Here is a 21,100-nt window from a genome sequence, read left to right on the forward strand (position 1 = left end):
TATTTTTTGAGAAAAAGCACTGAAAAAAATATAAAGTCAAACAGGAGGAAAACATGAAAAAGATTTCTATGCGCAAAGCGGCAGCAGGCATACTATGCCTTGGGCTTGTCATGCAGTCGGCAGCCTTTATGCCCGCTAATGCCGAAAACACAAGCAAAGTGACTGTAAACGAAGTCTGCTCCAAGAACACAACATACAAGGCAGCAGACGGCAACTGCTACGACTGGATCGAGCTCTACAACAGCGACAGTCAGGAGGCTGACATCTCGGGCTGGGGATTCTCCGACAAGGAAGCCGAGCCCTACCGTTACACTTTCCCCGAGGGTACAAAGGTGCCTGCAAAGGGCAGGCTCATGGTATTCTGCGACAGCGATGCAGGTGCAAACGACAATTCTATCGTGTCATTCGGACTTTCATCTACAGGCGAGACCCTCACCCTCACTGACAAGCAGGGCAGCACAGTCCAGACCATGACATTCGGTGCTCTCGCAACTGACACCTCTTACGGTCAGTACCCAGACGGCAGCGGAGAGTTCTATGAGCTCAGCTCCACTCCCGACAAGGAAAACGCCGCTCCCGAGGGCTCTGCAGCAGTTCGTCAGCCCGTATTCTCACAGGACAGCGGATTCTACGACAGCAGCTTCACACTGACGCTGACAGCTGAGGAGGGCTGCACTGTTTACTACACCACAGACGGCAGCGATCCAACTATCGAATCCGAACAATACGAATCTCCAATTACTGTTAAGGACATGTCCGATACAGCAAACCGTCTCAGCGCACGTACAGATATAGCCCCCAGCGGTGTTGAGAAGCCCCGTGAAAATGTAGACAAGGCTGCTGTGATACGTGCTGTCTCCGTTGACAGCGAGGGTCGTATCAGCGAGCCCGTTACAAAGACATATTTCATCGGCAAGACAAATTCGGGCTACTATCCACAGATGAAAGTCATCTCACTGGTCACAGACCCCGATAATCTTTTCGACTATGATACAGGAATATACTGTCTCGGCAAGGCTTACGAGACCGAGAACACAGGCGCGGGAAGAAACGTTCAGCCATGGAATCTCATTGCCAATTACTCCATGCGCGGCAAGGAGTGGGAGCGTCCCGCAAGCTTCACCATGTTCGAGAACGGCGAAAAGGTCATTGAACAGAATGTGGGTATCCGTATCAAGGGCAACTACTCACGCAGTCTGCCCCAGAAGAGCTTCAACATCTACACTCGCAAGGATTACGGCACGCCCGAATTCGATTACGACTTCTTTGACGGCGAGGCTACCAAGGCAAAGAACGGCAAGGCTATCAAAAAGTATGAGGGCATAGTTCTCAGAAACGGCGGAAACGACAACGGCACAGCTTTCTTCCGCGACAGCATAAATCAGGAGCTCATAACCGACAGGAGCTTCGCATATCAGGCTGCAACCGAGTGTGTGGTATTCATTGACGGCGAGTACTGGGGCTTGTATCAGCTCATGGAAAAGATAGACGACAGCTACATCAGCAGCCATTACGGCATCAAAAAGAGCGACGTTGCTATTGTCAAGAACGGCGAGCTTGACGAAGGCACAGAGCAGGACTTACAGGATTGGCTTCAGCTCCAGAACGGCGTCATAAACGGCACGGTAAGCTATGAGGAGTTCTGCAAAAAGGTAGATATCCAAAGCTATATGGACTATATGGCAGCTCAGATATACTGGTGCAATGCCGACTGGCCACAGCGAAATATCTCCATGTGGCGCTCCGACGCTATTGACGAGGAGAATCCCTACGCTGACGGAAAGTGGAGACCTATCCTCTACGATACAGAATCGGGACAGGGGCTTTACGGCAGCTATGACAAGTCCGCCAACGCAGACTGCTACAGCCGTCTGAAACAGCTCCGCGAGGACGGAGAGTTTGCACAGATGTTCATAAAGCTTCTCAGCAACGAGGAGTTCGCTATGCAGTACGCACGTACATTCATGGACATGGCAAACAACAACTTTACTCCCGAAAAGACAAAGGCGGTGGCTCAGAGCTACCTGAACAGCTACAAGCAGCAGATACTTGATACCTTTGAACGTTTCGGCTCTCGCAGCAGCGGACTTGACAACGCTTATCAGACTATTATCAACTTCTACGCTCAGCGATTTACATATGCCGAGAGCACCACAAGGTCAGCACTGAAGCTCAGCTCAGCTGCCCGCAGTCTCACCGTTACAAACCGCTCAGGTCTGGGCACTATAAAGCTGAACACTCTTGACCTCGGAAATGCTGCAAAGTGGAGCGGCAAGTACCACAGCGATTATGAGCTGGAGCTTTCTATCACTCCCGATGAGGGCGCGGAGTTCTCACACTGGAGCATAAGCGGTGCAACTATCACCGAGGGCGACGAGAAGTCGGAAAGCATAAAAATAAAGCTCACCTCAAACGCAACAGTAAAAGCAATCTACGCAACAGACAGTGTTATCGGCGACGTCAATGCAGACGGTGACTTCAATGTTGCCGACATCGTAATGATGCAGAAATGGCTTGGCGGCGACAAGAGCACAGAGCTTGCCAACTGGAAGGCAGGCGACCTCTGCGAGGACGGCATCTTAGACGTATTCGATATGGTCGAAATGCGCAGGGAGCTCCTCAGCAGCATGAGAACATCTGACGAGGAGGAGCCCGAAGAGACTCCTCAGGAAAATGATAAACCCGAGGAAAAGCCTGAGGATAAGCCACAGGAAACCGACAAACCGCAGGAGCAGCAGCCACAGGGCCCCGGCGGCGGCCCCCAGGGCGGCGGAAGACTGGGAAGATAAACTAAGCGCTGTGACGATAAAAATCTGCAATGCAGGATTTTAGCGTCACCGCTAAAAGAATAATGAATAAAGAATAGTGAATAAATAATAATTGAGGTATCGACCTTCGGTCGATGATTTAAATATCATCGCCGCGGTCGGTACTTTTTCATTTTGTACTTGACAAACTCAGAAATTTGTGTATAATATAATTAAACGCGTTTAATTAGAAAGGACATGACCATGAAACGAGATATTGAGCGAACTAAAAAGCAGCTTCTTGAAGCTGCCGAAAAACTGATGACGGACTGCGATGATCCCTCGGAGGTCACTTCAAGAGCTATCACCGAAGCCGCAGGGGTGAACCTTGCCATGATAAACTACTGCTTCGGCTCACGGGAGAAGCTCCTTGCGGAAGTGTTCTCACAGCTTCTGAACAAAGCAGCCGCCGCAGACAAGCGCTTCGGTGAGGTCATGGGCTCACAGCTGTCTCCAAAGGAAAAGCTAATAGAGCTTCATGTGTTTATGATGTCACTCATGCTGAAAAACATGGGCATTGCAAAAGCTGTCACGCGGTATATACTGCTGGAGCGCGACCTGCAAACAGGCATGGAGAGTCTGCCCTTTGTCATGGCACATTACGGCGTACAAAAGTCCGAGGCTGAGTGCCGCCTGCTCACATTTCAGCTAACAAGTCTGAACGAGCTTGCCGTACTCAAATATGCGGAGCTGAAACAGAACGCAGACACCGACCTTGCCGACGAGGAGCAGCTTCGCCGATTCGTCACCGATAATATTTCACGTTTTCTGATATAAGGAGGATAATTATGAGCAAAAAAGCACTGCTTGTTGTGGATATGCAGAATGACTACCTATGGGATAAAAGAAAGGCCATGTTCAGCTATGACACGGAAGAACTGGTAGGCAGCGTAAACGAAGCCATACACAGCTACAAGGACAAGGGCTGGGACATAATCTACATCTTGCAGATATTCCCCAACATCATCACCAACAGGTGGTTCATCGGCTTTTCCATTAAGGGCACTGAAGGCGCAAAGCTCTACAGCGGACTTGATGTGGTCTCAGACCTGTGCTTCGACAAGAATCTCCCCGATGCCTTTACCGCCAAGAAGTTCCGCGAGCATTTCAGTTCTCAGAACTACGACGAGGTGGCGGTATGCGGTCTGGACGAGTGCGGCTGCGTGGGAGCTACAGCTCTGGGAGCTGCAAAAGCCAAGGTCAAGGTGTCCCTGCTGAAAAGCTGTACGGGCTGCCGCTTCAAGCCCGAAAGAATAGCCAGGCAGCATACAAAGCTCACCCAAAACGGCGTTGAATACATATAAGAAAAGTCCTCAGCAATGCTGAGGACTTTTCTGGTAAAGCTATGCGTAAGCAGATAACGGGAATCGAACCCGCCTCCTCAGTTTGGGAAACTGAAGTAATGACCACTATACTATATCTGCGGCTATGGTATAAATATACCACATCTGCCGCTGATTGTCAAGGCAGAAAAATGTCGGAACAATAAATTGATTCCGGATTGTTGGAAATATAATATTTGTAGGGGAGAACGCCCTCCCGCAAATATACAATATCACAGCAATCGGGAGCTCGTGGGCGGGCTCCCCTACAAAGCATTATCACATTTCCTTTACTTTTGTTGCTATCTTCTCGCGGAAGCGTACATCGTGCTCCACAAAAAGCATGGTTGGCTCATAGCTGAGAAGAAGCTCCTCCAGCTGTATGCGTGAGAACACGTCGATATAGTTCAGAGGCTCGTCCCAGATGTAGATATGAGCAGGAGTCAGCAGGCTTGCCGCAAGAAGCACCTTTTTCTTCTGTCCCTCGGAGAATTCCTCCATTTTCTTGACGAGCTGCGACCGTTCAAGGTTCAGCTGTCTCAGTATGGTGCAGAACATACTGAGGTCAAGTCCGCGGCTGTCGCAAAACTCCGCAATGCCGCCGCGAAGTCCCGAGGTATCCTGATCCACATAGGATATGATAAGCCCCGAAGCTGTCTCGCACAGACCATTTTCCATAACGTCAGAACGGGAAGCTCCACGCGCTTTGTCCAGTATACTATGTATCAGGGTGGATTTTCCGCAGCCGTTGCCGCCGTGGAGGGCAATGCGCTCTCCCCTTTTCACCTCTAAGTCCAGACCTGTGAAAACAGGCTTGTCAGTGTCGGGGTACTGCACGCTGTAGTCCCTTATGTTTATGAGGGTATTCTTGTGGTGCCGAAGCTGCGAGAGCTTCAGCTCGGCTTTGCGTTCAAGGTCGTTGAGAAGCCCCTCTTTTTCCTCTATCTCCCTGTCGATGCGCTTTTCCATTTGCTTGACGCGGCTCTGCATTTTTTTGGTCTTGGCGCCGATGAACGACCTTGTACTGATACATCTGTCATGCTCCTTTATTGGGTCGAAGCCTATCTTGGTACGCTCGTTTTTGTCAGCCCACTCCGAGGTGCGCTTTGCCGCCTGTCGGAGCTTTTTTATCTCCTTTTTGTGCTTCTCGTTCTCAGCAATGGAGAAGCTGTCGCGGCGCTGCTTGTTCTCCCACCAGCTGGAAAAGTTGCCGCTCTGCACCTCTATACTCCTGCGGTTCAGCACCAGCACATGGTCTGTGCAGGCGTCCAGCAGGTCGCGGTCGTGGGACACCAGTATGAAGCCCTTTTTGCCTGCAAGATACTCCTTGACAGTCTCGCGGGCTTCTGCGTCAAGGTGATTGGTGGGCTCATCGATGAGCAGGAAATCGTTCTCACCCGAAAACAGCACTGCCAGCAGCACCTTTGTACGCTCGCCGTGGCTGAGAGTCTTAAATGGTCGATACAGCAGCTCTGCTTCCTCGCGGAGCTGTGACAGCTCGCATATTACCCGCCATTCCTCGCAGTCGGGCTTTATATCGCTTATGAACTCCGAAGCTGTGAGCTCTGCCTGCTCCGAAGTGACAACATAGGGGAAATACTCGAACTTTACGGAGCAGTCAATGCTTCCGCGGTAGGAATACCTGCCAAGAAGAAGCTGCAAAAAGGTAGTTTTGCCCTTGCCGTTGCGCCCGATGAAGCCAAGCTTCCAGTTGGTATCTATGGAGAAGGAAACGTCCTCGAAAATATTATCGAAGCTACCCTCATAGTAAAATGTCAGTCCGTTTACATTTATCTGTGACATATTCATCTCTCCTTCCGAAACAAAAAATGGAACCCTTTGCTGCCAAAAAGTTCCATTACGTATCTATAACCTCAGAAAAAGAGCATAACTGTGCAGTTATCCCCGTCTGCAATATTCAAAAAAGCACAAAAAAGAGGTTATGAGAACATAATCCACTTTTGGCAACATGATAAGACAGTATGCCTGTAGCCACACTGTCAGCTTTGATATTCATGTGTTCAAAAGTGAATTATAATTTCATCCTCACACCTCTTTCAGTTTGATTTCTCTCAGTATAACACAGCTTTTCGGAAATGTCAAGAAAAAAAGAGAAACTGACAACAGCGATAGCAGAGTAAGTCTTTTTTTAAAGAAACAACGTAGAATGGGATTTCAAAGGGACTGTGTTCCTTTGGCAGAGTCCAGAGGCAGCGCCTCTGGTAGCTGTTCACAACTTTCAGAGAACAGCGAAATAATACAAAGGCGCTTCGCAAAGGGTGAATTCCAAAACAGTCCAGTGGACTGTTTGGGAAGAGGAAACGCCTTGCAAGTGAAGGCGTTCCCTTGTAAGAACAAAATGTTATTTTGCCTGCGTAGTTATCTCCGCACGAAAAATGTTAATGAAGTAAATGTTGTTCCCCGCAAATGTTCACAGAATATTTACAATTTCAGCCACACATTTCAACCCTCTCAAACGTTAAGCTTTATGAAAACGCAAACAGTGCTTTCGTTCAGCTAAGTATATTTTAAGGAGGTCTTTATATGAAATTCAGGAAGCTTATCGCAGCTGTGTCTGCACTATGCCTTGCAGCACCTGCTGCTTCGGGAGCCATGACCGCATGGGCTACTCCCCCTTTAAACAGTGAGAATATAGTTGCAGGCGATGCCAATCTTGACTATGTGTTCAACCTTTCAGATATCGTGATTTTCCAGCGCTTCCTCAGAGGCGACAAGGGTCTGTTCGTTCCCTACAACGAACCCGGTCCCGGAGCAGATGTGAACAAGGACGGAAATTATGATATCTTCGACCTCATATCCATGAGAAAGCTTATCGTAAACGATATAACATCAGCTCCCGAGCCCAGTGTTGATACAACAGCACAGAATCTCTGCACAGGCATCAAGAGGTCTCCAAATGCAATCGGCAATGTAATGCTTGACTACCAGAACAACAGAGCATTCATCGACAGCCAGACCAAGTTCACTGTTGACATTTTCAAAAAGACATACGCTGAGGACAAGGGCAAGAACGACCTTGTCTCCCCCTACTCCATAGTACAGGCTCTCGGCATGACTGCCAACGGCGCTGCGGGAGATACTCTCAAGGAAATGGAAAACGTACTTGGCGACGGCATGGATATCCAGAGCCTCAACCGCTACCTCTGCGGTCAGCGTGAAAGCACTCAGAATACCAGCGAATGGGCTAAGTGGTCGTTCAGCACAGCCAACTCCATTTGGGCAAGAAATGACCGCAGCCGCATACAGGTGCTCCCAAGCTTTATCCAGAACTGCGTGGACTACTATGACTCCGAGTTCTACATCGCACCATTCGATGATACTACTCTTGCTGACGTGAACAACTGGGTAAACACAAAGACCAACAAAATGATACCAAAGATACTCAATGAGATCGCTCCCGACGACGTTATGTATCTCGTCAACGCAGTCGCATTCGAGGCTGAGTGGCTGGAGCCCTATGAAAAATACATGATCAGCGACAGCAAGTTCACTGCTGCTGACGGCACCGAGCAGGAAGCACAGATGCTTTGCAGCACTGAGATATATACCAGTGACGAGAATACCGAGGGCATGGTAAAGTTCTACAAGGGCAGAAGATACGGCTTTGCAGCCCTGCTCCCCGACGAGAATACTTCCATAGACACATACATCGAGGATATGACCCCTGAGAAGCTCCACAAGCTCCTCTCGGAATACAACAACAAGCAGTATGAAATGGTGAACGCAAAGCTGCCGAAGTTCAAGTACGAGTACGAGAACGAGCTCAATGACGAGCTCTGCGAAATGGGTATGCCAACAGCATTCTCGGAGAGTGCAGCAGACTTCTCCAACATGTCGGCTATAGCAAAGGAACACCCCCTATTCATTGGCTACGTAAAGCACAAGACCTTTATCGACCTTGACGAAAACGGCACAAAGGCTGCCGCAGCAACTATAGTCGCAATGAAGGACAACGCAATGCCTATGGTGCCCGAAAAAGAGGTCGTATTTGACAGACCTTTCGTATACTGTATTTTCGATGCAGATACTTATCTGCCTGTATTCATAGGCGTATTAAATTCACTGGAATAAGTCCTTTTTAAGATTGTTTTAAGCATAGCCTGTTATAGTAACATCATACAAGCCGCATCTGCACATCAGCGGCAAGCATAAATCCAAATTCTGCAAGAGCCTCTTTATTATGTCCCACTCGGAAAACGGGATATGCGTCAAAGGTCATTATGGGTTTGTTGACCTGTTTCGCATAAGAGGCTCAGCGCGGGGACAGATCGGAAACCGTATCGGAATGATACGGTTTTCCTGTATATAGACGCTGTTTTTACGCAGTTTGACCAAAAAGCAGCGCATATATCCTCCATTTTAGCCATTTAAGCCGAATTATCCCCTGCTGATGTTGATTTCTTACATATTATATGATATAATGTATCTTATAAGTGCGCGAAGGGGGTGGGCTCATGCCGATAAGCATCGACGAGCAGTATGATAAGGTTTACCGATACTGCTATCTGAGAGTCCGCCACAAGGAGACCGCCGAGGATATAACTCAGGAGACCTTCCTTCGCTACCTCGAACACCCACACTATAACAGCGTCGATAAGACACTGCAGCTTCTCTATACTATCGCAGGCAACCTCTGCAATGACGAGTTCCGCAGGACCAAGACTTCGGAGCTCCCCGAGGACAAAGCCGCCGACGAGGATATAGAGAGCAGCGTTCTTGCGGACTTTGAGCTGAAGCAGGCACTTGCAAAGCTCTCCGACGAGGACAGAGAGATAATACTCCTGCGCTACGTCAACGAGGTCCCTTTGAACGTCATCGCAAAGCTGCATAACATGTCGCGTTTTGCCCTGAACCGCAGGATAAACAGTATCCTCGGCAGGATGCATGAGTATCTGGGAAAGGAGGAGCTTATATGACAGATAAAGAGTTAAAAGCTCTCAAGGAAGCCTTTGACTTCCCCGAGCCCGACAAAAAACAGGAGTTTCTGGAAGAGTTCTCAAAGCTCTCCCGGAACAATGATAAAAAACGTATACCGCCTATTGTGATGCGGTTTGCCGCAGCAGCCGCAATGATAGCGGTGATAATCGGCGTTCTCACACATATGCCAAAGGATACCACGGATTTTGGAAACGGCAATGACGGTATCGTTACAGTTACCGAGACCGCCTCCGTGACAGAAAGCTCAGCCCCACCGTCAGCTGTCACAACAACAGCCGCAGAAGGGAAAGCTGTCAAGACCACAACGTCAAAGGTCACAGGCTCTGCCGTTACAACAACAAAGACAGTGACCTCATCAAAGACAGCAGCTGCACAGACCGAAAAGGCTTCAACGTCAGGCACAGCCGTTAAGACTACAGCCGCACGTACTACCGCAGGGCATGAGACAAAGAACGATACCACTCAGAAGCCCGTCACGACAACCACAGCTGCACCCGATGTCAGCGGTTCTAACCAAAAGGACAGCAACGCATATGAAAACAGCAGCTCGGGACGTGATATGACTGTAACTCCAGATACAGTATACTACCTCCGTGATAAAACTCTCACAGAGGACCAGCTCTATCCCACAGACGACAACGCAGGAGCTCCAACAGTAGGCAAGCCCATAAACAATTCAGATATGCTGAAAAGCCTGTATGATGCTTCCGACGGCGTAATACTTGCAAATGTGGACGAAATGGTGTATACTTCTATTGACGGAGAAGCATTTACCGCAGAGGACCTGAGCGTGATAAGCTCCTATAAGGGAGAGCTGAACGAAACAGACAGGATAACCGTGCTTTTCAGCGGCGGATATGTCCCTGCCGAAAAATATATGGAAACACACAACGACGTATATATCGATCACCCCGAAGAATACTCTGTATACGAAAAGGGTGAGAGCAGGTTCAGCCAGAATGAGGGAGCTCAGTATCTGTTCTTCATCATCAAAGGCGGAAACGACATTCCCGAAGGAGCATATACCTCTGCCGCAGCAGGAAACATAGCCGTTTTCAGAAAAATTCACGGCAACTATGTCTCTGTTGACAACGGAAACTATTACTTCACGGAAGAAATGTTTGACGAGCTGAGATAAACGCCTGTATTTCGCGTAAATTTATTCGTTCCATATTTTTCTGAAAAAAATTGCGCCATTTTTGTCACATTTCCTTTCGCCGGCGCGTTATGTTTATATGGAACGATTTATATGAAAGGAAGATTTTCTTATGAAGCATCAGAAGGTGATAAGCGTACTGCTGGCAGCTGCCATATCCACAGCAGCTATTTTGCCCGCTTCTGTTTACGCTATCGCAAAAGGCGACCTAAACAAAGACAACGTTATCAGCGCAGACGATCTTACTCTGCTCCAGAATTATGTACTGGGCAAAGCCGAACTCGACCAGTCACAGTCCGAAGCAGCTGACATAAACGGTGACGGAGCTGTCAACTCCTTTGACGTTTCCGCACTGAGAAAGCTCATTCTCACCACACCGAGAAGCCTGAAATTCAAGGCGGTTACAGACCGTATACAGAGCGGCTTCACAGACGCCCTCAAAAAGCTGGATGCACAGGCAGGCGGTACTGTGGTAGGCTCTCAGGAAGAGCTGAAAAAGGCTCTCTCGCCTTACTTCTCGGAGGCTGTTGTAAAGACCTATACAGACAAATATACCGACAGCTTCTTCAAGGACTCGGTACTCATGATAAAGCCTGTTTACTTCGACCCCGAGGCTTACAAGGTCAAGACTCCTGTAGTAAAGGCGCCCTGCGGCTGTACTTCAGCTTACGCAGGTACATATGTGCCGTCAGAGGCTGTTACAGAGTACATGAATATCAGAAAAGCCCATGACTTCAATTCCGAATCACTTGGAAAGATACTTCCCGGACAGAAGTTCACTATCACCTACAGTGACGGGACCTACGGTCATGTAAATATAAACGGCGTAACAGGCTATGTAAATATGGCGTATGTCACAAAGATCGCCGAGCCCGATGCAAAGTATACAGCTTATCCCGATGTAAAGATAGATTCAGTAAACTATAAGGACAGCAAGGTAACAGTTAGCGCTTCCGAGTTCCATTCGGAAGATCCTATCGGATTTGCGGCAGCTGTTATCGCACAGGCGGTAGTCCTCAGAAAGGATTATTACGCCACCGAGACAAAGTGGACAGTATCCACTACTGCTCCGCCGCCCACAACAACAACTACCACCACTACATGCCCTTATCCTATGGCTAAGGAAAAGCTCGATAATGTAGGCTGGGATCTCCAGAAAGCATTCAACGCTTCTGTTATACCATACTACGGCCCTGCTGATTTCCCCAAGGACGACAAGACCACAATGCAGTGGTATGCAGACTACGGCTTCACCAACGGCAAGGGCAACTGCTACGTTATGGCTGCTATGTTCTGCGAAATGGCAAAGCTTCTCGGCTATGACGCTCATCAGATCTCAGGACGTGTTCCCCTCAAGGCAGGCGGCTACGGTCCTCACTCATGGGTAGAGATAACATTTGAAGGCACGACTTACGTCTGTGACCCCGACTTCACAGAAGAAACAAAGAGAAACGGTTATATGATAACATACGGTCAGTCAGGTACATGGATATATCAGAAAGATACCGTAATGAGCTGACCAAGGGAGGATAAATCATGAAGAAGATCTTAGGTACAATGGCATTCATCGCAGCTCTCGTTCTTGCAGGCTGCGGAAAGGTAACCACTGCTGCCAACAACACACAGACCACCACACAGCCTGCCACAAAGGCAGTAGCCACAGAGCCTACCACATCCGAGGACAAGATGAAGCTCATCGGTGACAAGGCTACAGGTGATTCTGTTTACATCATCGTTATCGACAACAAGACAGGCAAGGACATCAAGGGCTTCACTGTAAAGGCTGATACCGAGGAGGAGTACCCTGCCAATATGATCGACGAGGCTGACCCTTACGCAAAGAACGAAAGACGTACTCTCTACTACGTTCCCGTTAAGACAAGCGACGTTACCTACGGTGATACAGACGAGATAGCTACTCAGGAGTACACTGTAAAGATCACATTCTCAGACGATAAGGAAGCTGAGCTCCACCAGTTCCCATTCGGCGATCTCGACCATGCCGAGATACTCATGGACAAGGACGTTGCATACATCGAGTACACTTCAAAGCTCACTGACAAGAAGACAAGTACCAAGGAAGCTGAGAAGATGATAGCAGAGACTGCAAAGACAGAGGAACCTGCAGAAGCTGCATCTGAGATAGATAATTCCTACTACGAAGAGCCTGTATACACTCAGCCTGCTTATCAGGAGCCTGTATACACCGAGCCTGTATACGTAGAGCCTACTACTGTTTATATAGCTCCTACCGAGGCTCCTACAGAAGCACAGGATCCTAACGGCGGCTGTGTAGGCAACGGCGGCTGCTTAAACGGCGGCGGACTCTTCAATGAATAATCGCATACTCTATCTGAGCCGTCTGAAAGCACTTGCCTGCATTGCTGTTGTGGTTCTCCATTCATTCTACGCAGCCAATGCCTTTGCGGCAGATACAGGCGCTCAGAGCGCTATGCTCTCCATAAGAAATGCCATGATGTGGGCTGTTCCCTGCTTCGTAATGGCTTCGGGAGCACTTCTCCTTGACAGGAACCGAATACTGTCGGGCAAAAAGCTTTTCGGGAAATACATTCCCCGTATGGCAATTGCTCTTGTGGTATTCTCACTGCTGTTCTCGCTGTTTGACGCAGTACTTATCAAGCACTCATCTGCGGGAGATACTGTAAAGGACATTTTCAGCGATATATTCCTCGGCACAGGCTGGGCGCATATGTGGTATATCTACCTTATGCTGGCGATATATCTCCTTCTCCCATTCTATAAGATGATAAGTGCAAACGCAAAGCCCAACGACCTGAAATATCTGCTCCTTGTGTACTGCGTATTCCTGTCGGTGATACCGTTTATAGAGACTATATCGGGCAAAAAGCTGCCATTCTATATATGCGTGTACACTATCTATCCGCTTTATCTGTTCCTCGGTCATGTGCTCCACACAGGAGTGATAAAGCTACCGAAGAATGCCTGCGGACTGATGTTCCTTATCTGTATCGGAATAACCGCTATGCTTACGGTGTACAGCTGTACATCAGCTGAAACAGCTCCCGAATCAAGCGGAAAGGTCAAGGCTCTTATTGAAACTTACGCTTTCCCGCTGTATATTGCGGCTTCCATAGGAGCTTACGGTTACTTCCGCAGGACCAAGAACAAGCCCGTTCCCGTTCTGGATACTATCGCAGCAGAGCTGGACAGCTGCTCCTTTGGCATATACCTCATACACATGGTCATACTGAAATACATCTTCGCTGTTGTGAAGTTCAACCCCTTTGAACACGGCGGCACTATAGCAGTCATCGGCATATGCCTGATAACTCTTGTGATATCCTACGTCATAACAAGACTGCTGAAATTCGTTCCCTGTGTGAACAGGATAATATGACTGCAAGCTCCCTGCGGGGAGCTTTTTTGTATCACCCCGCATTTTCTGCGCATATAATGATGCGGAAGGAGTGGTCTTATGGAAAAAGCTGATATAATCGCCATTGTGGTCGTTACAGTTATCGCCGTCGCGGAGCTTACATGCCTGTTTCTCTGCTCAAAGCTGAAACGCAAAAGCTACCCCCTCTGCGCTGTTCTGCCCATATTTGCACAGGATAAGGAGCTCCCGCAGCGTCTGGAGTACATATCCTCTCTCATGGAGGACGGAAGCAGCTTCATTGAAACTGTACTGCTCATTGACATGGACGGCTCAGATGAGCAGATTCAGCTTTGCAGGGAGTTCTGCAGCTGCTATCATGCCGCGGAGCTGATACTCCCCGAGGATATCAAAAAATCTATGAAAAACTATTTGCATTTTCATTGAATATATAGTATAATATAAGTTGAATGTTTGTATGCAGAGGTGAAAACGGTGGAGCACGAAGTCCTTCACATTGAGGGCACTGTGGAAAATGTCCTTTACAAAAATGAGAATAACGGCTATATCGTGCTTGACCTTGACGCAGGCGGCGAGCTCATTACCGTTGTGGGAGAGCTTGGCGACATCGAGGAGGGTGAAGGTCTTATCCTTGAGGGCAGCTATATCACCCACCCACGCTTCGGCACTCAGTTCAGCGCAGTGTACTGCGAGAGAAAGCTCCCCGAGACTGTAGTCAACATCGAGAAATATCTTGCTTCGGGAGCTGTCAAGGGCATAGGTCCGGGACTGGCAAGGAAGATAGTTGAGGTATTCGGTGACCGCACTCTCGATATCATGGAGAATGCTCCCTTTCGTCTTGCTGAGATAAAGGGCATATCCCCAAAGAAATGCGACGAGATAGCCGCAGAGGCTCAGAAGCTTTTCTGCCTGCGCAATCTTATGTCCTTCCTGTCACAGTACGAGGTGAAGTCACGCTTTGCCATGAATACCTACAGGAAGTACGGCTCCGACGCTATGACCTTATTGAAGCTGAATCCCTATCTGCTGTGCAGTGAGAATATCGACCTTGAATTCGGCAAGGCGGACACTATAGCTCACGATATGCATATCGCACGCAACGACAGCAAGCGCATAATCGCAGGAGTCCAGTACATACTCCGCGCCAACGGCGGCATAGGTCATACATGTCTGCCTCTGGAAGTCCTTGCAAAGAAAACTCAGGACACTCTCGGCGTTTCCGAGAGCGACTTCTACGCCGCATACAACGCCGCACTTGATGACGACGACCTCTTTGAGTATGTCAAGAACGAGATAGAGTTCGTGTACCTCCCCGATTACTTCTACGCGGAGAGCTTCATTGCGGACAGGATACATATACTGAAAGACTTCTCCTCTCCCGAGGACTTCAACTATGATACACTTATAGATATTGAGGAAGAGGAGCATAACATAAAATACGAAAAGCTCCAGCGGCAGGCTATAACCACCGCTGTATCACGGGGACTTATGGTGCTTACGGGAGGTCCCGGTACAGGTAAGACCACTACTCTCAACGCTATAATCTCCATATTTGAAAAGCGAGGTATGAAAGTCCTCCTTGCAGCTCCTACGGGACGCGCGGCAAAGCGTATGTCCGACTTGGCAGGCTGCGAAGCCAAGACAATACACCGCCTCCTTGAAGTGGTATACGACTCAGGAGACAGGCTGACCTTTGCACATAACGAGAACAATCCCCTTGACTGCGACGTCCTTGTTATCGACGAGATGTCAATGGTAGATGTGGTACTCTTTGAGAAGCTCCTCCGTGCAGTACGTCTGGGCTGCAGGCTCATTATGGTGGGCGACAGCGACCAGCTCCCATCAGTGGGCGCAGGAAATCTTCTGGGCGATATAATCGACAGCGGTATCGTTCCCGTTACGGAGCTGAAAGAGATATTCCGACAGGCGCAGCAGAGCTGTATCGTTACCAACGCTCACAAGATAGTAGCGGGAGAATATCCCGACCTTGAACGTAAGGACTCCGACTTCTTTTTCTTCAAGAGAAGCGACTATCAGCAGGCGCTGAAGCTCATAACAGACCTTGCAAAGACAAGGCTGCCCAAGGCTTATAACTACTCCCCAACTGAGGATATACAGGTGCTTACTCCCTCACGCAAGGGCGTTACGGGAACTGTTGAGCTGAACAAGCTTTTGCAGGCTGAGCTCAATCCCCCTGCTAAGAACAAGCAGGAGAAAAAGGGCTATGTCTACACCTACCGCGAGGGCGACAAGGTCATGCAGACGCGGAACAACTACGACATAACATGGTCCAAGGACGGCGAACAGGGCGCAGGTATCTTCAACGGCGACATAGGTCGCATAATCAGCATAGATAACAGGAGCTCCCTTGCGGTCATTGACTTCGACGGCAGAAAGGCTACATATCCCTTTGACCTGCTGTCTCAGGTAGACCTTGCCTACGCAGTTACAGTACACAAAAGTCAGGGCTGCGAGTTTGAAGCGGTGATACTCCCTATCATGGGCGGCTTCGACAAGCTGTGCTACAGGAATCTCCTGTACACGGCAGTTACAAGAGCAAAAAAGCTCCTCATACTTATCGGCACTGAGGAGAACATATATAAAATGGTAGACAACAACAAGCGCACGCGGCGTTACACCTGCCTGCGCCATATGCTCGCAGGGACACAGAAAAGCAGCTCCCCCTTTGAGCAGTGAGAAAGGAAGATAAAAAATGGCAAACACTGATATCGGTATCGATCTGGGTACCTCAAATATCGTAATGACTATGGGCAACAAGGGCGTTGTGCTCAGCGAGCCCTCTGTCATTGCATACAACACACGTACAGAGCGCGTTCTTGCTGTGGGCAAGGAAGCCTATGAGATGATAGGCAGAAATCCCGACTATATTGCAGTAAGACGTCCTATCAGCGAGGGCGTTATCTCCGACGACGACCTGACCCACAGCATGATACGCGAGTTCATACTCAAGGTCACAGGCAGACAGCTCATGAAGCCCCGTATCGTTATCTGCATACCCTCGTTCATCACTGATATCGAGAGCCGTGCAGTTGTAGAAGCTGCCAAGAGCGCAGGTTCGAGACAAGTCTATCTTATACAGGAGCCAATTGCCGCTATGATAGGCGCAGGCGTCAACATCACCAAGGCTAAAGGACACATGATAGTGGACATCGGCGGCGGTACTACCGATGTTGCTATAGTTTCCATGAACGGTGTTGTGCGCTCCCATACGGTCAAGGTGGCAGGCAATGCAATCGACCGCTCTATCATCAAGTATATGCAGAACAAGTACAAGCTCCTTATCGGTGAGAGGACTGCTGAAAAGGTAAAGATAGAACTATGCAACCTTTATGATCCAAGCGACGAAATGACCTACATCGTCAAGGGCAGAAGTCTCCTTAAAGGTCTCCCCGCACAGGTGCTTCTCAGCGAAACTGAGCTCTTTGAGGCTATCGAGGACGACACCTTTTCTATCATGGAGGCTATCCGCAAGGTGCTTGAAGAAGCTCCCCCGGAGCTTGTGGGAGATATCTACGACAACGGTCTCCTGCTCACAGGCGGCGGCGCACTCCTGGGCGGACTTACTCAGCTCATCAAGAGAACACTGGGTATAAACTGCAATATCGCCAAGGACTCAATAAACTGCGTTGCCAAGGGCACAGGTATGGCATTTGGAAGAATGACAACGCTGCTTGACGGTTTCGAGGCTGCTACGGTGTATAAATATCGTTAATTCGGAATTATTATAAGGGCGGATACTATCCGCCTTTTTTCATTATATGACAAAAAAAGGACGACCTTTGGTCGTCCCTACAGCACGTTCATGTTAATTGCATTGTTTCCGACGGGCGGCGAAACGCCGCCCCTACAGTTGGTTCATGTTATTTATTTCGATAGGTATGGACTGCCAAAGAAAGCCCCTACACTCTCAACTCTTAATTCTCAAATCTCAACTAAAAAGGGCGGATAATTATCCGCCCCTACAATAATATCACTTATCCATTGAAACTATCTTCTCGGCAGCTTCTGTGAGCCACTCGCCCTCGAAGAGTTCTATGGTACCCTGATCGCAGAGCTTTGCAAGCTGCGGATCAATAGGGAGCTTCGCAAGTACGGGGATATCATACTGTGCAGCTATCTCCTCGATATGGCTCTCGCCGTAGATGCTGTGGCGCTTGCCGCAGTCGGGACATTCAAAATAGCTCATATTCTCGATGATACCAAGGATAGGTATATTCATGAGCTTAGCCATTTTAACTGCTTTCTCGACGATCATGGAAACAAGCTCCTGAGGTGAGGTAACGATAACGATACCGTCAACAGGAAGTGACTGGAAAACAGTCAGCGGAACGTCGCCTGTTCCCGGAGGCATATCAACTACTAGACAGTCTATGTCCTTCCAGATAACGTCTGTCCAGAACTGCTTTACAACTCCTGCGATAACAGGACCTCTCCATACTACAGGGTCAGACTCGTTCTCGAGGAGAAGATTTATTGACATGATGTCAAGTCCCATTTTTGATTTAGCAGGGATAATGCCGAACTCGCAGGCGTCAGCCTTTTCGTGTATGCCGAAAGCCTTTGGTATAGACGGACCTGTGATATCAGCATCCATGATACCTACGTTCTTGCCGAGACGCTGCATAGAAACAGCAAGCAGAGAAGAAACGAGGGTCTTACCGACACCGCCCTTACCGCTGACAACTCCGACTACCTTGCCGATATTACTCATCTTGTTAGGCTGCTCCAGAAGGCTCTGGGGCTCCTGTCTGCTGCCGCAGTCGCTTCCGCAGCTTGAGCAATCGTGTGTACATTCGCTCATTAAAAAACACTCCTTATGATATAATGATAATATTATACCACATTATTCAGAAAATAGCAATAGCATATTGACAAATGTATAACACAGTGATATAATATCAGTTGAGAGTTGACAGTTTAAAGCTGACAGTTATTGTATCGCCTAACGGCGATAATATTTAAAATAGTCTGTGCAGCAAACACATTTACTCTCAATTCTCAACTAATAAATTGTCTTCGGGGCAGGGGGTGATTCCCTACCGGCAGGCGGAGTGTCTCCGCTCCCGTCGTATACTCCCGATAAATAACTGAATATCCACATTATATCTTCGGGGTTAGGTGAAAGTCCTGACCGGCAGTTATAGCCTGCGAGCCTTTTGGCTGATTCGGTGTGATTCCGAAGCCGACGGTAAAGTCCGGATGAAAGAAGATAAGCCGCACATTAAGTGCAGTATATGACTTCACGCCCCGCAACAGGGGCTTTTTCTATTATAAGGAGTTCGCTATGAAAAATACATTCCGCAATATTTTCCTTACCATAGGTCTTGGCACTCTTATATTCACACCGATGATAATCATTGACAACGGCTTTAATGACACCATGATCTCTGTGCTCATATGGCTTGGAGCTTCTATCATCTACGGCTTGTCCTTTGCCATACTCAACTGGAAAAGCGTCTTCCGCATACCACTCCATTTTCTGGTCTGCTTCGCCGTGACCCTCGTTATCAGATGCGCATACTCGTTCTTTATAAACGGTGAGCTGAACCTGAAAAAGACACTTATCATTACAGCACCAATTTTTATAGCAATCTATATAGTATTGTTCATTTACATAAAATACTTCGGACACATCACAAGCATTAAAAAATCAGAAGAATAAAAACACCACACGGACAGATCTCATCTGCCTCACCACCACTAACTTATCACAGGAGCTATTATGACTAACGAAGAATTTATGCGCGAGGCTCTCGGGCTCGCAAAAAAAGGTATGGGCTTCACATCGCCGAACCCTATGGTGGGAGCTGTCATCGTCAAAAAGGGCGAGATCATCGGCAGCGGCTACCATAAGAAATACGGCGACCTGCACGCGGAACGCTCCGCATTTGCATACTGCGACGAAAACCGCATAGACTGCAGGGGAGCTGATATGTACGTTACCCTTGAGCCCTGCTGCCATTACGGCAAGCAGCCGCCCTGCACGGAAGCTATAATCGAACACGGCATAAAGCGGGTGTTCATAGGCTCCTCAGACCCCAATCCCCTTGTGGCAGGCAAGGGAGTAGAGATACTCCGCGACCACGGCATTGAAGTCACCGAGGGTATACTCAGGGAAGAATGTGACGCTCTCAACGAGATATTCTTCCACTATATCACTACAGGTACGCCCTTTGTGACCATTAAGTACGCCATGACTCTCGACGGCAAGATAGCCTGCTATACAGGCGAATCCAAGTGGATAACAGGCGAAGCCGCCCGCGCTCATGTTCAGCAGGAGCGCATGCGCCACAGTGCCATAATGGTGGGGATAGGTACAGTCCTTGCGGACGATCCCCTGCTCACCTGCCGCCTTGAAAACGGCAGAGACCCGCTGCGCATTATCTGCGACAGCTCACTGAGAACTCCCCTTGACTGCAATATACTGAAAACAGCAAGAGAAGTTCCCACGGTCATCGCTACCATATCCGAGGATAACGAAAAGGCTGCCATGTACGAAAGAGCAGGCTGCCGTATAATCAAAACAGAGCCAAAGGACGGTCATGTGGACTTATCCGCCCTTATGAAGCTTCTCGGCAGGGAGAGACTGGACAGTATTCTCCTTGAGGGCGGCGGCGAGCTGAACTGGTCAGCGCTGAAAGAGGGCATAGTCAGCAAGGTGCAGGCGTATATAGCGCCAAAGCTGTTCGGCGGCAGCGGCAAGTCTCCCGTTGCGGGACAGGGCGTTTCCCTGCCTGCGGAGGCATATATGCTGGAGCCTTGCCGTATAGTCCGTATAGGCGATGATATTCTCATAGAAAGCAGGGTGAAAGATGTTCACGGGAATAATTGAGGAGATAGGTACTGTAAAGCGTGTTCAGCGCTCGGGCAGCTCCTCATTCATTGAGATACAGGCAAAAAAGGTACTGGAGGACGTTCATCTCGGCGACAGCATCGCCGTTAACGGCGTATGCCTGACGGTAACGCATTTCGACGGCTCGGTATTCCACGCAGACGTTATGAACGAGACCTTCAGCCGTTCATCGCTGGGCAGCCTCACAACAGGAAGTCCAGTAAACCTTGAACGTGCAATGGCTGCAAACGGACGCTTTGGCGGACACATCGTCTCGGGACATATCGACGGCACAGGCAGTATAACCGACATAAAAAATGACGGTATCGCCGTGTGGTACACAGTGAGCACTGCTCCCGAGCTGCTGCGGTATATCGTGGAAAAGGGCTCCATAGCCATCGACGGCATAAGCCTTACGGTGGCAAAGGTGACGGATACATCGTTCAGCGTGTCCATTATCCCCCACACTGCAGCGCAGACTATCCTCGGCACGAAAAAGGCAGGCGATACGGTGAACCTTGAAAATGATATCATAGGCAAATACGTGGAGAAGCTCATGAAGCCTGCGGAGCCTCCAAAGACAGGCGGTATCACCATGGAATTCCTTGCGAAAAACGGATATTAAAA

Annotated in this window: 17 protein-coding genes, 1 tRNA gene and 1 riboswitch; of the genes, 15 read left to right on the forward strand and 3 right to left on the reverse strand. The window is 48.9% G+C overall.

Annotation, left to right across the window (positions count from 1 at the left end):
- Positions 1-53 precede the first annotated feature (53 nt).
- The 3 genes from N774_RS0104805 to N774_RS0104815 all read left to right on the forward strand — a co-directional run bounded on the left by N774_RS0104805 (position 54) and on the right by N774_RS0104815 (position 4,111).
- Positions 54-2,789, forward strand: coding sequence for a CotH kinase family protein (locus N774_RS0104805; protein WP_024860149.1), 2,736 nt, complete (start codon positions 54-56; stop codon positions 2,787-2,789).
- Positions 2,790-3,011: 222 nt separating this feature from the next.
- On the forward strand, positions 3,012-3,584 hold the full coding sequence (locus N774_RS0104810) for a TetR/AcrR family transcriptional regulator (RefSeq protein WP_024860150.1): 573 nt from the start codon (positions 3,012-3,014) through the stop codon (positions 3,582-3,584).
- Positions 3,585-3,595: 11 nt separating this feature from the next.
- Positions 3,596-4,111: a cysteine hydrolase family protein gene (locus tag N774_RS0104815; RefSeq protein ID WP_196231530.1), complete on the forward strand. Its 516-nt coding sequence runs from the start codon at positions 3,596-3,598 to the stop codon at positions 4,109-4,111.
- Positions 4,112-4,159: 48 nt separating this feature from the next.
- On the opposite strand, the gene N774_RS0104820 is transcribed toward N774_RS0104815, so the two are convergent.
- Together N774_RS0104820 and abc-f are read right to left on the reverse strand one after the other, a co-directional pair.
- Positions 4,160-4,231, reverse strand: a tRNA-Gly gene (locus N774_RS0104820).
- Positions 4,232-4,408: 177 nt separating this feature from the next.
- Positions 4,409-5,932 carry a ribosomal protection-like ABC-F family protein gene (gene abc-f / locus N774_RS0104825; RefSeq protein WP_024860152.1) on the reverse strand — a complete coding sequence of 508 codons (1,524 nt, stop codon included), beginning with the start codon at positions 5,930-5,932 and terminating at the stop codon, positions 4,409-4,411.
- Between the two features lie 741 nt (positions 5,933-6,673).
- Between abc-f and N774_RS0104830 the strand changes: the two genes are divergently transcribed.
- The 9 genes from N774_RS0104830 to N774_RS0104870 all read left to right on the forward strand — a co-directional run bounded on the left by N774_RS0104830 (position 6,674) and on the right by N774_RS0104870 (position 17,353).
- Positions 6,674-8,221 carry a serpin family protein gene (locus tag N774_RS0104830; RefSeq protein WP_024860153.1) on the forward strand — a complete coding sequence of 516 codons (1,548 nt, stop codon included), beginning with the start codon at positions 6,674-6,676 and terminating at the stop codon, positions 8,219-8,221.
- 383 nt (positions 8,222-8,604) lie between these two features.
- On the forward strand, positions 8,605-9,066 hold the full coding sequence (locus N774_RS0104835) for an RNA polymerase sigma factor (RefSeq protein WP_024860154.1): 462 nt from the start codon (positions 8,605-8,607) through the stop codon (positions 9,064-9,066).
- Complete coding sequence (locus N774_RS0104840) at positions 9,063-10,226, forward strand: hypothetical protein (RefSeq protein WP_024860155.1); 1,164 nt, start codon at positions 9,063-9,065, stop codon at positions 10,224-10,226. The genes N774_RS0104835 and N774_RS0104840 overlap by 4 nt, the downstream gene beginning before the upstream one ends.
- Positions 10,227-10,356: 130 nt before the next feature.
- Positions 10,357-11,763: a dockerin type I domain-containing protein gene (locus N774_RS18035; protein WP_024860156.1), complete on the forward strand. Its 1,407-nt coding sequence runs from the start codon at positions 10,357-10,359 to the stop codon at positions 11,761-11,763.
- A 17-nt stretch (positions 11,764-11,780) separates the two neighbouring features.
- Positions 11,781-12,584 (forward strand): hypothetical protein, encoded by an 804-nt coding sequence (locus tag N774_RS0104850; protein ID WP_024860157.1) that lies wholly within the window; start codon positions 11,781-11,783, stop codon positions 12,582-12,584.
- The gene (locus N774_RS0104855) at positions 12,577-13,623 is read left to right on the forward strand and encodes an acyltransferase (RefSeq protein ID WP_024860158.1); all 1,047 of its coding nucleotides are present in this window, start codon (positions 12,577-12,579) and stop codon (positions 13,621-13,623) included. The genes N774_RS0104850 and N774_RS0104855 overlap by 8 nt, the downstream gene beginning before the upstream one ends.
- A gap of 78 nt (positions 13,624-13,701) precedes the next feature.
- Positions 13,702-14,046 (forward strand): hypothetical protein, encoded by a 345-nt coding sequence (locus tag N774_RS0104860; protein ID WP_024860159.1) that lies wholly within the window; start codon positions 13,702-13,704, stop codon positions 14,044-14,046.
- A gap of 48 nt (positions 14,047-14,094) precedes the next feature.
- Positions 14,095-16,317, forward strand: coding sequence for an SF1B family DNA helicase RecD2 (recD2, locus tag N774_RS0104865; protein ID WP_024860160.1), 2,223 nt, complete (start codon positions 14,095-14,097; stop codon positions 16,315-16,317).
- 16 nt (positions 16,318-16,333) lie between these two features.
- Positions 16,334-17,353 carry a rod shape-determining protein gene (locus N774_RS0104870; RefSeq protein ID WP_024860161.1) on the forward strand — a complete coding sequence of 340 codons (1,020 nt, stop codon included), beginning with the start codon at positions 16,334-16,336 and terminating at the stop codon, positions 17,351-17,353.
- A 258-nt stretch (positions 17,354-17,611) separates the two neighbouring features.
- On the opposite strand, the gene N774_RS0104875 is transcribed toward N774_RS0104870, so the two are convergent.
- Positions 17,612-18,442, reverse strand: coding sequence for an Mrp/NBP35 family ATP-binding protein (locus tag N774_RS0104875; protein ID WP_024860162.1), 831 nt, complete (start codon positions 18,440-18,442; stop codon positions 17,612-17,614).
- Positions 18,443-18,741: 299 nt separating this feature from the next.
- A riboswitch (FMN riboswitch) is annotated at positions 18,742-18,856 on the forward strand.
- 69 nt (positions 18,857-18,925) lie between these two features.
- Here N774_RS0104875 and N774_RS0104880 point away from each other — a divergent pair.
- The 3 genes from N774_RS0104880 to N774_RS0104890 are packed head-to-tail and all read left to right on the forward strand — an operon-like array spanning position 18,926 to position 21,098.
- Positions 18,926-19,303: a hypothetical protein gene (locus tag N774_RS0104880; protein WP_024860163.1), complete on the forward strand. Its 378-nt coding sequence runs from the start codon at positions 18,926-18,928 to the stop codon at positions 19,301-19,303.
- Between the two features lie 60 nt (positions 19,304-19,363).
- Positions 19,364-20,473, forward strand: a complete 1,110-nt coding sequence (gene ribD / locus N774_RS0104885) for a bifunctional diaminohydroxyphosphoribosylaminopyrimidine deaminase/5-amino-6-(5-phosphoribosylamino)uracil reductase RibD (RefSeq protein WP_024860164.1) — start codon at positions 19,364-19,366, stop codon at positions 20,471-20,473.
- Positions 20,454-21,098, forward strand: coding sequence for a riboflavin synthase (locus tag N774_RS0104890; RefSeq protein ID WP_024860165.1), 645 nt, complete (start codon positions 20,454-20,456; stop codon positions 21,096-21,098). The genes ribD and N774_RS0104890 overlap by 20 nt, the downstream gene beginning before the upstream one ends.
- Positions 21,099-21,100: the final 2 nt, after the last annotated feature.

This window comes from Ruminococcus flavefaciens AE3010, assembly GCF_000526795.1.
GTDB lineage: Bacteria > Bacillota > Clostridia > Oscillospirales > Ruminococcaceae > Ruminococcus > Ruminococcus flavefaciens_D.